This window comes from Psychroflexus sp. S27 (genome assembly GCF_002810405.1).
In the GTDB taxonomy this organism is placed as follows: domain Bacteria; phylum Bacteroidota; class Bacteroidia; order Flavobacteriales; family Flavobacteriaceae; genus Psychroflexus; species Psychroflexus halocasei_A.
Map to the genome: position 1 here is coordinate 147,033 of NZ_NEXQ01000023.1, position 13,883 is coordinate 160,915.

At 32.2% G+C, this 13,883-nt stretch carries 11 protein-coding genes; all 11 read left to right on the forward strand.

The annotated features are described in order from the left end of the window. Nucleotides 1–4 precede the first annotated feature (4 nt). The 11 genes from CAP47_RS07050 to CAP47_RS07100 all read left to right on the forward strand — a co-directional run bounded on the left by CAP47_RS07050 (nt 5) and on the right by CAP47_RS07100 (nt 13,882). Entirely contained in the window at nt 5–670 is a 666-nt protein-coding gene (locus CAP47_RS07050) for a hypothetical protein (RefSeq protein WP_153043503.1), read from the forward strand. Continuing rightward, a complete protein-coding gene (locus tag CAP47_RS07055) occupies nt 657–1,349 on the forward strand; it encodes an ATPase (protein ID WP_100775984.1) in 693 nt (230 codons plus the stop codon). The genes CAP47_RS07050 and CAP47_RS07055 overlap by 14 nt, the downstream gene beginning before the upstream one ends. Before the next feature lie 31 nt (nt 1,350–1,380). Beyond that, entirely contained in the window at nt 1,381–2,064 is a 684-nt protein-coding gene (locus CAP47_RS07060; protein WP_100775985.1) for a hypothetical protein, read from the forward strand. A gap of 93 nt (nt 2,065–2,157) precedes the next feature. Then, nucleotides 2,158–3,381: a YARHG domain-containing protein gene (locus CAP47_RS07065; protein WP_100775986.1), complete on the forward strand. Its 1,224-nt coding sequence runs from the start codon at nt 2,158–2,160 to the stop codon at nt 3,379–3,381. Nucleotides 3,382–3,495: 114 nt separating this feature from the next. Further along, entirely contained in the window at nt 3,496–4,071 is a 576-nt protein-coding gene (locus CAP47_RS07070) for a hypothetical protein (protein ID WP_100775987.1), read from the forward strand. Nucleotides 4,072–4,384: 313 nt separating this feature from the next. Next, a complete protein-coding gene (locus tag CAP47_RS07075) occupies nt 4,385–4,711 on the forward strand; it encodes a hypothetical protein (protein WP_100775988.1) in 327 nt (108 codons plus the stop codon). A gap of 775 nt (nt 4,712–5,486) precedes the next feature. Further along, complete coding sequence (locus CAP47_RS07080) at nt 5,487–6,815, forward strand: hypothetical protein (protein ID WP_100775989.1); 1,329 nt, start codon at nt 5,487–5,489, stop codon at nt 6,813–6,815. Between the two features lie 10 nt (nt 6,816–6,825). Then, a complete protein-coding gene (locus tag CAP47_RS07085; protein ID WP_100775990.1) occupies nt 6,826–7,908 on the forward strand; it encodes a hypothetical protein in 1,083 nt (360 codons plus the stop codon). A 2-nt stretch (nt 7,909–7,910) separates the two neighbouring features. After that, nucleotides 7,911–9,074, forward strand: coding sequence for a hypothetical protein (locus CAP47_RS07090; protein ID WP_100775991.1), 1,164 nt, complete (start codon nt 7,911–7,913; stop codon nt 9,072–9,074). Nucleotides 9,075–9,080: 6 nt separating this feature from the next. Next, the gene (locus CAP47_RS07095; RefSeq protein ID WP_100775992.1) at nt 9,081–10,886 is read left to right on the forward strand and encodes a hypothetical protein; all 1,806 of its coding nucleotides are present in this window, start codon (nt 9,081–9,083) and stop codon (nt 10,884–10,886) included. 5 nt (nt 10,887–10,891) lie between these two features. Further along, a complete protein-coding gene (locus CAP47_RS07100) occupies nt 10,892–13,882 on the forward strand; it encodes a virulence factor SrfB (protein ID WP_100775993.1) in 2,991 nt (996 codons plus the stop codon). Nucleotide 13,883 lies beyond the last annotated feature (1 nt).

Sequence of the window (13,883 nt, forward strand, 5' to 3'; positions counted from 1 at the left end):
ACTCATGAACTACATCGAACACCTCAACCAGGCGTTCCGGAAGATTCATGAAGATACAAAGCTCAGGCCAACACATATTTCTCTTTACATGGCCCTGTTTCAGTTTGCAAATGCAAGCAGATTCAAAACTGAATTTCAAGCAGGGCGGGAGGAACTTATGCAGTATTCAAAAATAGGTTCTACAAAAACCTATTACAAATGCCTGAACGAACTTCAGAAGTGGAATTACATCCGCTATTATCCATCCAAGAACGTCTATCAAAGCAGTCGCTTTAGCATAAGTAATTTTTACCCAAAGGGTAAACAAGCGGTAAACAAGCAGGAAACAAGTGGTAAACAAGCACTACCACCATATATAAATATATATAAACTATATAAAGATTATAAAATCTATAAACAGCTTAAGCCCAATTTTGAAAATGAAGTCATTAATTTTTTAAAAAAGGAAAAACAATCAAGCAAGCTTGATTTAAAAATTGAAGCTGAAAAGTTTATCGCGTATTACGAGAAGCTCAACTGGAACTTAGCAGGACAAAAACCAATCACTAATTGGCAACCCCTCGCTCAAAAATGGCTTATCTCAGCCATAAGTTTTCAGAAACTCAATCAAAAGAGTCCGGACAAAAATCATCAACTCAACCAAAACAAGACCTACAATGAACCTCTCTGAACCTATCGGTAAACTCATCAAAGCAGCAAACGGAAAAGAATTTTGTCTTGCTGTTAAGCACGATAACCATTTGCATTATAGCCTGAAAGAAGTTGTCAATTTCCTAACGGCAAAAGGCAAAGAACGCTTTGGCGATCATTTCAAGATTTATCCAACAGATCATGAATTGATTTATAAACTCTGCATACTCATGATTCAAGACAAGCGCAATGCTAAAAGATTGCATCTAAACCTCAACAAAGGCGTTTTACTTTCTGGTCCTGTTGGCGTTGGTAAAACATCCATCATGCAACTTATCTCTGAAATATGCCATCAGAAACCCGAGTATAAAACCAAAACTGCACGTGAAATTACTTTCGCTTACAACGAGAATGGCAGTAAAATCATCTCTCAATATGGTAATCAAAAAAGCTATTGCTTTGATGATCTCGGCCTGGAGCCAACAGGGCGATTTTATGGTAAAGATGCAAATGTCATGGCTGAGGTGCTGTTAAGCAGACATGAGCTTTACACCAACTACAGAACCAAACCCAAGTTCTTTTTAAAAAGAATGACACATATCACCACGAATCTAAATGCAAGTGAGATAGAAGAACGCTACGGTAAACGTGTACGCTCAAAGCTCAGAGAAATGCTCAACCTCATCGCATTTCATCCCAACACCAAAGACAAAAGATAAATCAATTAACAATCACTAAAGCCATAATACAATGAGAACAATATCAATCAAAACAGAACTTAAAAAGCAAGTCATTTATAACAACCCACATCACTTTTGGAGTTGGTTCAAGCAGGATTTATACATGGTTCAAAACTATCCATCACTAAATTCCGTCAGAGATTTTGCAGTGTGGTTCTCAACACACTTGTACTATTATTGCAAGGGAATAGGTTTCAAAATTGTTGTCTCCAGTGAGGTCATAGATATAAATTTCTATGCAGGAGGAAATCCAAAATTTATAGAAGCCATTGTCTCATTAGTTTGTAAAGCACCAAAACTAGATAACATCAAAATCAAAAGCTTTCAAGAAGCAGACATCACAGTAAAGGACATTAAAGAAGAACTGATCATTATCAAAACTGATAATTTAAGAATTCAATTTAATGAGCTGAGATATGCAGTAGATGAAATTTGTCAAGAATCAAGAAGATTTGGGATAACGATTTACTATTCAGAATTTATATTTATCAAAGACAAAGCAACATTAATCAATGAAATTTATGAACACTTAGTCAGATATTTAGGCGAGCAGTTTATTTTTAAGAAGATCATGTATATCAACTTTGCTTCGTGTTACCCCAACAATAATTACCAACCAGTATCATATCTAAAACAAGACCTTAATAATGATGTTATCTATTTTTTAGATAGCGTAAAATCTATTGATATTTGATAAATATCACTATCTATAGTGAGATATATAGAAAAGGTTATATATTTTTGAGGATGTATATTAGTTAGCCTTAATGTTAAAAAACATTCATCTATGACTAGAAAAATATTACTATTGGTTTTATTGATTTTTACATCTATCAAAATAAATGCTCAATGTGATTACATTACTAATCGTCTTAATGGTGTGACGGTAAAACAATTTGAACCTTCTTTAGTTGCTTATGATAGCAATTACCAAATCGGAATTGCATTAGGTAAAGTCGAGAATGATATAACTTTAACAGTTCTCGTAAGATTTTCAGGAAATGCTAAGCTTATAAACTCAAACTTATTAATTTTCACTGATGAAGAAAATGCTGTAAACTTAGAATATGATGATAGTCAAAAAGATTATATGGCTGGCAGCGAAATTTCTTTAACCAAATTTAAAATTAACCCCAATCAATATGATGATTTACTACATAAATCATTAAAAACATTTCGTTTTAAATTTGCTAATGAGGATATATACCGAACTTTTGAAGTTGTAAGAAATTTGGATGTAATTTCAAATCAATTAAAATGTTTTAATAAAAACAATCTGATAATAGAAAGTAAAAAAAACAGAAAAAAGAAATCTAATACAATTATAATTTATGAGTTAGATGATTTAATTAAACTTGATGTTGATGAACTTAGGATTAAAAGGAATGAAGTGTACGCTAGGAGAGGTAGAATATTTAAATCAAAGTACTTGCAAGAATATTTTTCAAAAACTGATTGGTATGAGCCAAGATTTGAAAATGTAGAAAACTTATTAAGTAAACGAGATCGTGATAACATATCAAAAGTTAAAAGGGTAGAGAACACTGTCAAATTTCAAAATATCGAAGAAGCAAAATTGAAATTTAAATTACCAAATATTCATTGGAGATTTACAGAACGAAAAACTCATAAGGACAAAATTATTTACACCTATAAACGAGATGTTATTTTGGATTCAGCAGGAAGGGAAATTGATCCACAAATCACATTTATAATTGAGCCAGTTGGTTCTAACGCTGACGTAATACAGTATTCAATTGTGAAAAGAATGGCTACACCTTTTGATTTAGTTGATATGTTTACCCATGAGGATGGGTACATGAAATTTAAGAATGGTGTTGGTTATCAAGGAAAATATTTTGACAGGGGATTAGAACATAGAATTTATATAGTTCATGGAATTAATAACAAAATGGGAATTACACTTGTTATGGATACAACAGAGGAAGTTTCTGATATTGTAGCTCCTGAATTTCAAAAATGTTTATCAACTTTAGATATAAAAAAATAAAACAGTTGCCAGCATTGTAAAAGCGTAATGCGAAATAAGGTAATAAGATTGAATCATTAACGACATAAATCAACAAGGCTATCACGTTTAACATCAACAAGTTTCAAGTAAGTTATGACTTTTATAGAAATTGCAGACAAAATCTTTAATAATTCAAATCAAGTTATTTTTGGGACAAATGACAATTGGCAGATTGACGTTTTTAAAGCAAATTGGTTCACGTATTTAGATAAACCTCGACCAAATGCACCCGGTTTATATTGGTTTCTAACTGACTCGAATATTACGAAAATTGAACGACCAACATCATTGCCGAATAAAGGTTGCGATTTCGAAATAACTACAAAAAATAACTTACAAATATTTCCAAACTATTTATTGAGTGAATTAAATGTAAATGGATTAAAAGTTGTTTACAATGGACACGAAAACAATGTAATGAACAGAGTAAGACAACACTTTAATTTATCAAATAATAACACAGGAGCGTTAGGAATTAAACATTACAAACTACTATCCAACAAAAATTGGGTTTTGAAATATTTCACAACAAAAGACATTGGTGCTTTAGGTTTAGACAACTCAGCTCAAGATGTTATTTTAAATTTACTAAATTCAAAAACGGGAAGATCAGCTTTAGAAAATGCTTGGAGAATTAAAAATGGATGGCCAATATTATGCAAGAAATAAAAACGGCTACTAACAACAGATATAAGTAATAGCGTGGGTTTTTGATGAAACAAAACTGTAAGGCTTTTTAAGGCACTACTACGCATAGCCGAGAACCGTTGCCTACAATTAAAAGAAACCCATTTTCACTAATATGATTAGAATAACATTAACCTTATTATTGCTTGGAGCCATCTCATTTTACGGACAAGAAAAGGATTGTGATTGTCTTGACGAACTGAATATTAATAAACATATCGGAAATTAGTTATCAGAAGCATCAGGAACAAATGCCCCTGAAACTATGAATCATGTATATTTAAATTTAAAATATATGACTGTATCGAATATCAAAACTGCTCTCTTAGAAGCCTGTTTAAATGGAGATGCTGAATTGTTTATTGATTTTCTTCAATCTGATTTAGTAGAGACGAATATGCCGAATAAAATGCGATTTTACAGATTCTTTAAAAGGATGATTAAAGACTCACAAGAAAACACAATTGGTGGTTTGAATTTAAGAATTGAAGATGCTGATTGGTTAGAGAAAGATGGTCGTCAAATTTATTGTTCTTATGATCAAATGCATAAATATCCAAGACTTACACTAATTGTCAAAGAAACGACAAATAGAATTTATATAGAAACGATGCCATTTTAGTGAAATTGATTTTATGACAAAATTGGATAAAGAGAGAAAAGGATTAATACTTTATAACTCTAGCGGAATTTGTATTGGCTATACACGTATTTATAGTCTTAAAAGTAGTAGGTTTTCTTTAACAAAAGTCATTAGAATGGAAAGAGATGATGACGCTAAAAAATGTTTATAAATTAATTTACTCTATAGAAAACGGAATTTAAAAATTGATTAGTAAAAAAGAGAGTAGATATTAACAACCGTAAACTGCGTCGATAGTGATTTTCATCAAAATTCGTAGCTTCACTGGTATTGAAAATTTCAGTAAAGAAGAATTCATATTTCTTAACTTTAAATGCGGGCTAAGTTAGTAACTTCATATACTATAATACCTCAATAAGTATTTTGTATTTTAAGATTTTCTTAATATATTTCGAATTTAAATTTTGGTTCTGTATAATAGATTTTTAGGCAGATAGTATGATTTTTTTTACGATGCAAAAGCTTAGATTGTAAAGAGCACTGATCCAATTGTATGAAATTAACAGAGATTTTTTTCTAGGGTAATTTAATGGTTTTTTAAATTCTCAAGACGGATATAAAAATCATGACAAAAGCCATTATTAAGAAATGGTTTAAGCTGAATTTTAAACCTATAAAAGTTGACCAAGATTGAGATCTTGATAGTGTGTAAAGATATGAGAGGAAATATTCAAAAAACTGTAATTTCTATTAAGTCTAATTTTAGTAAGAATTGTGGATAAAAAAAATGTTATAAGGCTCATTAAAATTGACTATGAAAAATATTATTTACTTACTGTTTTTTGCATTATTATCATCATGTCAGAATGATAGTAGACCTACAGAAATTTATAATGATTTCTATTCAAATCTCGTTTTAATAGAAAATGGTTATTACTATACTGTAACCTATAATAATGATAGGAAACAGTATGTTACAATTGATAGAAATAATATCAAAATTCACGATAATGTCCAGAACGCAATAGAAAACACCAATAAAAAGGTTGGTGTAGGTTTTTTTATTTCTAAAAACGGTAGAATTGTTACACACAAAAGTTTAATTGAACTACAAAATAAATCACCGATAATTAAAGAAAAAATTGATGAACGGATTAATGATTCGGTATTAAAATATAGACGAAGTATAAATAGTTTGAAGAGTGAGCTGTCAAGACTTGAAAAAGATCCATTTGATTTAACTTTCAAGAAGCTGGATATGATAAATGAGAAATATCATGCAAATTTGGATAGCATAAAGTTGATTGAGGAAAAGATAAATAATATAAAGAAAAAAAGTTTTACTATTGGTGCCGTGAATTATGATATAAGCGTCTCAAGAGTAAGTGGGGGTGATTTTCAATCTTTGTCTTCACTGGAATTTGTTCCTTCAGACGAACCAGATATCAAACAGAAATATACTGGAATGTTTTTTTTAAGGCCTAATAAACCTACTCTTCTTAATGATGTGGAAAACATATATTTAAAAGAAAATGCTAGCTCAACAATAAACGAAAAAGACTTAGTTCATATCTTTACTATGAAAAAAGAGAACTCAGAAACCCCAAAATATAACTCTGTTTTTGTGAAGGATGTTAGGGTAGAGAATGTACACGATTCTTTCTTAGAAATTAATGATAAAAGAGTAGAAGTTATGCCTGGCTCTCCCATAATGAATTTACAAGGGAAATTAATTGGACTAAGTGATGTTTCAGCAACAGGTCCTTCTCAAAGAGTTATGAGAATAAAGTCACTCTATGTTGGCGCAAGTAACAGAGAAACTATTGTGAAATTTTTGGAGGCTGAAGACGAAAGAGATTTCGAAAAGATAAAAGATTTTTTTGCTCCAAATATTGAAACCTATTACGATATGTCAAACCCTAGCTTTTATAGCCTTAGTAAGAGATACAGATATATTTGGAGTTTTACTAAAAATTCGACCAATAATATTTTAAAAATCAATAAGATTGATAGTTTAAACTTTAATCTCACAACTGAATTTTCGTATTTCAATATCAGAAATCAAAAGCATTTAAGTACAGTGAGCAAAATAAGATTCACTTTTGACCGTAATGGTAAAATAACAAAAATTCATAAAATTTAAAGAAAACACAATGGCAGTAGATCTCAAATCGACTTCAAACCAATCAAAACCCAGCTCTTCAAAAGGTAGTATAATTGAATTACTATTTTTTATAGCGTTAAATGTTTTAGTCATTCCTTTTAGTGCCTATCAAACTTATATAGGGTATGATAAAGTTGTAGGAAGTTCATTGTTGGCGCTTATTATAGCACTGATCAGTGGTGTTTTGTTTGCTGCCATGAATTTTGGCATCAGGCAAAACCGACTCAATAATGAAAGACACTTTCTTATGGTAATTATGTATATTATACCCTTAGGAATTAGTTTTTTTGGTAATTTTAACGCCTTTTATTCTAACCAAATGGAGACGAGTTTACTACGGAATGAAGTAAGTAAGTATAAATCTACACTTACGCAAACCAGGGACATTGCTGTACAAGAAATTGAATCATCTATTGGCTTAAACTCCTTTAAACAGGGGTACGAGGCAAAGTGGACTGATCTTAAAACAGAATTCTATGACGCAAAACCACCTTCATGGGGTCCTAAATCCCAAGCTAAATGGAGGGCGCTTTGTGTTTTTTTACAGCAAGAAGGTGGAGCAATTAAAGTAAGTGATCAAGGAAGAAATAAAAATAATTATTTTGCTAATGCCGAGGTGTTTTCTCAGAACACATTTAATAGTTTGTTAGCATCTAAGAAAAACACGATTAAAACACCGTTGGATTATATAGATTCAAAATATAGCCCTGTGATAAAGGAAATAGATTCTTTAAGCAGCCTGTCCAAACCTATTTATAGCTCAGCCTTATTGGATAAAATGGTAGAAGCAGAAAATCAGATCAGATCAAAGGCAAAGTCTTTCTTAGATAAGGAAGATTTATTTGGTTATCCTAAATTGCTGCCGAGTTCTGAAAATGAGATAGGGACAATAAAACATACAATCAACTCAGCTTTTGTGAAACTAGAAAATCCTTCAGCAACGATTTTTAGTTTGTTCTTAAGTTTAATTATTGATTTGGCTGCTTTACTCTATATTGTCGTGTTTATACCTTATAAAAAAGCTAATCGTAAAGGTGGCAGATTAAACAGTAATGGTCCGCAAAAAATTTAATTATGAAAAAGAAGAAAGGAGAAAATAAACCTATTCCAAACTCACCAGAAAAAAATGATGAGACTCATAAAGTAGATGAAAACCCCTTTAATAACAAGAGTGACAATACTGGGGAAGAAGAGCCTATTGACCTACCGCCGCTTCCCGAGAACTTAAACGATGATCAAGAGGTAATTGAAATGCCTCCTTCATTTGAGACGAAACCAGACTCCTCTCCTGAACCACCTGACCTTCCTGAGTTGGAAAACAATCAAATAGACGATACGACAACTAATCAAGACGACGGTGAAGCCCCTCCTGATATAAATGTTAACAAAATAGAATACACCTTAGAGTATAATGATGAGTCTTCTTATCTGTTCATTTTCGGTCCTGGAAGTTCAGGGAAAACTGTTCTCATAAGTTCAATTTTGTATTATTTAGATAGTACCAGATCAGTTAATTATGGTGACACGCTCAAAAATTTAAATGATCCTTCTAAAAAACACGAAAGAGAAGGTAATAAATTATGGAAAGAGCTTAAAACGACATTATTTGATAATAAATTCCCCAGAGGAACTGCACAAGTACAAGTGAGTAATCCATTCCCCAGGCATATTAACGCGCATTTTGAACCCGCAAACAAGGAATTAAACAATTTTCAGTTCTGTTTAATGGATATGGCAGGGGAGGATCTCCATAGTGTTGATTATGAGTCTGAAGAGTCCTTGCCAGATAGTATAAGGGTTTATATTGAACAGATGCCAAAGAGCAATATTTGCTTTGTGTATGTTTTGGATCCTAATTCTGATATCTATGAAAAAAGTGAACAGTTAAGTATATTTAGTGCCTTTATTGATTTATTGGATAAAAATGATCATACGGAGACACCATTACTTTTTCTAGTTACAAAATGGGACACAATAGAGGATAACTATAATGATGTAGAAGAATATATTAAATCTGAATATCCGCCTATATGGGGTAAATTAAATCAACAAGCCAGGGATATAAGTTATTCTAAGTTTTCTATTGGAAAAGTTAATGAAGATAATGATGAAATTAAAAAATATAGTCCTGAACACGCTGAGAAAGTGTTTAATTGGTTCTATAAAAAACAAACGGGAAGTGCTATAGTAGGTGAAAATAAAAAAAGAAGAGGCTTTTTAAAAAGATTTAAATTTTAAATATAAATGACAAGAGTTGGATTTAGTGTTTTTGGGAGGCCTGCAGTTCATAATCATTGCAGTAATGGCTTATTTAATGATCTTAAATTAAATAATGAAACTTATTTGAATTTGCCTAATTCAGTATTATTAGACAAAGGACAAAAAATCGCGGTTTTAAAACGCTATAAAGACTCCCAAGGTGTTGAGGTTATCAGTGTTTTTGTAAATGACTTTGCAAACTCTACCAATGATAGGGCTGGAGCTTATGTGGGGGCTGGTGTCGCATTTGTGGGGAGGCCAACCCCAAAATTAATCAAGACACTGGAGAAGCTCCATCATCAAGCTTTAAGTTTAATTGATCCTGAATCGAAAAAATTTAAAGAAAGTAAAATAAACTGTGATGCATTAAGTCTTCCTGACCCGAATGCAAAAGGATATTTTTATGAGAGTTATCCAAAAAAATACAGTAATAGGAAGGAATTTAATATTGGTATCAACATCCAAGGAAGTTTTTTTGAAGGTTTAATGACGGCGATACAAGGCTTTATGTATAACACAAGTTTTCGCAGTGCAACTACAGCTTATATATCCCAAGATGTAAATCTTTTAGAAAAAATCGTTCCAAAAAAATATATTTACAATACTTATCACTTGCTGGATTTTTCGCACTATATCAAATCGAAAAAAGAGGAAATTAAGTTGTTGGAAAAAAATATTTCAGATAAAGAAAAAAAGTTTATAACCTTAGATAAAGAAAAAAAAGAATCGCTTGAAAAATTAGAAAAAGATAAAAAAGAAAAAGAGAACGAAATAAGTGATCGAGAGCGAAAGCTTGCCAAGATTCAAAATGACATTCAAAAAGAAGAAAAAAATTTAGAGGAGATAAAGATAAAAAATGAAAAATCTAAAGAAAAAGAATCAAACTTAAAAAGTGAAATAGGTAACTTGAAAAAAACCAAGTCAGATCATTTCAAAGCTTTTTTGAACTCGCCAGATTTCAAAAATGAAAGAGATCAGTATGAGAGTGAAATACTATCGCCTATACAAAAGGAGAAAAAAGAGTTGTCTCAACAAAACCAAAAACTTCAAGGAGATCTTAGTGAAGATAAAAAGAAGCTAAAGCGAAGAAAATTTATTTTATGGGCGGTTATTTTGTTATTAGTCTTGGATCTGGGCTTTAGGGGCTACGATCTTTTTTCTCCTAATGATACTACTGAAGACATTGTTGAGGAGAGCCAACCACCTTCAGAGATTAACACTATTGATTTACCAAAAGAATACACGGCTGATGAATTTAAAGATCTTCCTCACGATAAAAAAGAAGAACACAAGAAGAAAATTGATAGCACTATCTCTAAGTTATTAAAAAAGGAAGATTCAACTGATTCTAAAACCGCTAAACACTTTTTTAATAGAAAATGGAACTTCAGAGAAGTGTTGGATGCAGGTGATAAAAATGATATTGACAAAGGCCTACATAGAGTTATAGAGATTAAGAAAATCTATAAAAAATTTGGAAGGGAAGATAAACTATTTAGCGACGAATTTTTGATTAAAAGTTTAGAGTTTGAAGAAGAGGAACATGATTTCGGTACAAATGATTTCAATGCGATCTTACTTAAATATCTAGAACTCGATAATAATATTTATACAGAAAATAATATTGAAAGAAAGGAAGATAACAGTGGTAATAGTAAAATATCTAAAATAGATCCCATTTTGTTTATGCATTTTAGATGGATGCTCTACAATCTTCCGAAAAAAGATAAAAGTAAGATAGACCTTTTAGAGAATAAAAAAACCAAACTTACCATCCCAATTGTAAAATAACTATTATGATTACAGACCTTATAATAAATTCTGGTATTCAATATGTCAGTATCCCAATCAACCTTACTGATGCTATTGTTAACAAGGTTAAGAAAAGCTTTTTCGATAAGTTGATTAAAGAAACTGAAGAAGGGGATATTTATGAGTTAAAAGAAGTTTATTACTGGGAGGATAGAGAGATTTTTATAGCTCAAGACAGCATAAACGCTGAAGCCTTTGGCAGATTTGGCCACTTAAATCCTAAGGAAATCAGGCGCGATTATGTAGAAATCATAGAGGAGGAGAATATATATTCTATTGGCGCAAAGGAGGCTTTGAAGGTGTGTCAGGAACACTGGATACCCTTACCTTATTTTAGAATTCGTCAGGATGTACAACAACCTTTTCACCACGGGCCTGAAAACTGGTGCAGAATGAATTTGCAACCAAAAATAGATGAGGATAAAAACACCACTCATATACTGACCTTAGCATTCGATACAAATACGAATGATCATGATGAATACTATTCACAGCCTCGCGAGACCGACGCCAATGATAACGGAAGCGAACGTTTTAAATGCGTTCCAGAGTCAAAACACGCACCTTCTTTTTTCAAAAACCACAATTTGTGGGAGTGGCTGTATAATATATTTTGGGTTGATGAAGATTATGCAGGTAGAAACGAGCGTGAGCTAAAACATGTAGCCATATATCACACACTTATAAAATTACTTGATGAAGTCGAGGCATTACCCGAAATAGGCTTGTTGAGTGGAGAAAATAGCATAGAAGTGGGAATGACTTTAGATATTGGCAACTCTCGAACATGCGGGCTTATTTGTGAAAAATCAAGCCCTTTTCGTGCTTCTCCTTTTGATTTTACCTCAGCTAGAAAATTACAAATCAGAAACCTTAGCAAACCACATATAGTTTACGAAGAACCTTTTGAGATGCAAGTGGCTTTTTCTGAAGAAAAATTTGGTAACCCAGCCAGTGAGGAATATGATGATGTTTTTGATTGGCCAAGTTTAGTAAGGGTTGGACCTGAAGCCGTAGATCTCACTTCTTTATTTGAAAGTGAAGACTCTCAAGCAACACTTAGCAGTCCTAAACGCTATTTATGGGATAAAAAACCTGTTAAAGTTCCTTGGATAAAGGTCGATACTGATGGAAGATTAGGGTATCACGATAAAGTTAAAATTAAAGAGAATGCTTTATACGGTATTGCTCCCCAAATAACATCGGACGGTAAATATATTAAAGAGAGTGAAAAAGATCACGTCATGGGTGCTACAGAAAGTAGGTTTTCAAGATCATCAATTATGATGCTCTCCATCTATGAGATACTTTTACATGTTGTAAGCCAGATAAATAACCATGAGTTTAGAAAAGACTTGGGCAATTCAACTTACCGCAGAATCTTAAAAGATGTGGTGATTACTTGTCCAACAGCCATGACTGTACAGGAGCAGTATGCATTGCGTAAAGCGGTGGTTGATGCCACCAAGCTTTTAAAACAAACAATTGGGGAAAAGGTTGATTTTCAGAAAATTAAAGTAGAGGTTCATCCTTCATTGCCAAATTTAGACCCAACACGACAAGATGAAAACCCTTGGAAATATGATGAAGCTACTTGTTCGCAAATTGCCTTTTTATATGGCGAGTTGGTTCATAAATACAGCGCTAATCAACATTTGTTTTTTGATTTAAACGGGAAGTATCGGAATAATTCTACCACTAAATCTATTAATATGGCAAGTATTGATATTGGTGGCGGTACAACTGATTTTATGATCTGCAACTATAGCTTTGATAAAGAGGCTGACGTTCCTTTTATAACTCCAAAGCCAATTTTTTGGGAAGGCTTTAATTTAGCTGGTGACGATATCGTAAAACGCATCATTGAAAAATTACTGATCCCTACTATTCACGAAGATGTAGAGAAAAAGGGAGGCAAAAATGTTGTTGCCGTTCTCAATGAGCTCTTTGGACAGAATTTAGGCGGACAAACAGCTAAAAATAAAATTTATAGAAAGCAATTCGCTAATTTAGTGGGCACATCTGTAGCCTATATGGTTTTCGAACATTTGACCAACCCAACTAAAAATAGTTATTCTTTTACGATTAAAGAAGTCTTTGAGCGTTTTGGTTGGCCAAAGAGTGGACTAATTGATTTTATCAATAAAAACATAAATAGGAAAACAGGAGTTAATACATACAATATTCTTGAACTTGAGCTGCTCATTGATGATAAAAATATGAATGACGGTATAAAAGATGTAATGGGGGATATATTAAATCAACTCAGTTACCTCATTTCATTCTTTGATTGTGATATTATTCTATTATCTGGTCGTCCAAGCCGATTACCCGTTATTACTGAGATAATAACCTCAAGTTTAAATTTTGGGATGAATAAGGTTGTGAATTTAGGCAATTACAGGTTTGGTAATTGGTATCCATTTGCTGATTCAACAGGTTATGTAGACGATCCAAAATCTACTGTTTGTGTAGGCTCGTTAATTGCTTACCTCAATGAAAATGGAAAATTGCCTAGTCTTCGTTTTGATTTTGCTCATATGCAAAAGGTGGCAAGCACAGCAAATTATTTTGGGGTTATAGATCATTCAAAGTCCAATTTACGTATTAAAGATAGAGATTTGTTATTAAGCCCAAACAAGAGCGAAGACAAATTTAAATTTTACGGAGAACCAATTTCTATTGGGATGAAACAATTAGAGTCCCAAGATTGGACAGCCACGCCACTTTATATGTTTGATTATATTGATGATAATAGAAAAGCAAGAATGAATCGGGATTATGAATTTCCTTATCACATTAAAATTCATAAACCTGTAAGTGAGGGAGAGTTTTTATCTAAAGATAATATTGAAGTTCAAGATAATCAAGGAGTGCCGATTGATGCTTATAATTTTGATTTTAGGTTACGTACTTCGAGCGCATTACGACTTCATTGGAAAGATAGCGGTTCATTTATAACACGGATTGAATAAA

Excerpts from the sequence above, each read along its gene's own strand:
- CAP47_RS07050 (WP_153043503.1), top strand. The coding sequence starts at position 5 with ATGAACTACATCGAACACCTCAACCAGGCGTTCCGGAAGATTCATGAA.
- CAP47_RS07055 (WP_100775984.1), top strand. The coding sequence starts at position 657 with ATGAACCTCTCTGAACCTATCGGTAAACTCATCAAAGCAGCAAACGGA.
- CAP47_RS07060 (WP_100775985.1), top strand. The coding sequence starts at position 1,381 with ATGAGAACAATATCAATCAAAACAGAACTTAAAAAGCAAGTCATTTAT.
- CAP47_RS07065 (WP_100775986.1), top strand. The coding sequence starts at position 2,158 with ATGACTAGAAAAATATTACTATTGGTTTTATTGATTTTTACATCTATC.
- CAP47_RS07070 (WP_100775987.1), top strand. The coding sequence starts at position 3,496 with ATGACTTTTATAGAAATTGCAGACAAAATCTTTAATAATTCAAATCAA.
- CAP47_RS07075 (WP_100775988.1), top strand. The coding sequence starts at position 4,385 with ATGACTGTATCGAATATCAAAACTGCTCTCTTAGAAGCCTGTTTAAAT.
- CAP47_RS07080 (WP_100775989.1), top strand. The coding sequence starts at position 5,487 with ATGAAAAATATTATTTACTTACTGTTTTTTGCATTATTATCATCATGT.
- CAP47_RS07085 (WP_100775990.1), top strand. The coding sequence starts at position 6,826 with ATGGCAGTAGATCTCAAATCGACTTCAAACCAATCAAAACCCAGCTCT.
- CAP47_RS07090 (WP_100775991.1), top strand. The coding sequence starts at position 7,911 with ATGAAAAAGAAGAAAGGAGAAAATAAACCTATTCCAAACTCACCAGAA.
- CAP47_RS07095 (WP_100775992.1), top strand. The coding sequence starts at position 9,081 with ATGACAAGAGTTGGATTTAGTGTTTTTGGGAGGCCTGCAGTTCATAAT.
- CAP47_RS07100 (WP_100775993.1), top strand. The coding sequence starts at position 10,892 with ATGATTACAGACCTTATAATAAATTCTGGTATTCAATATGTCAGTATC.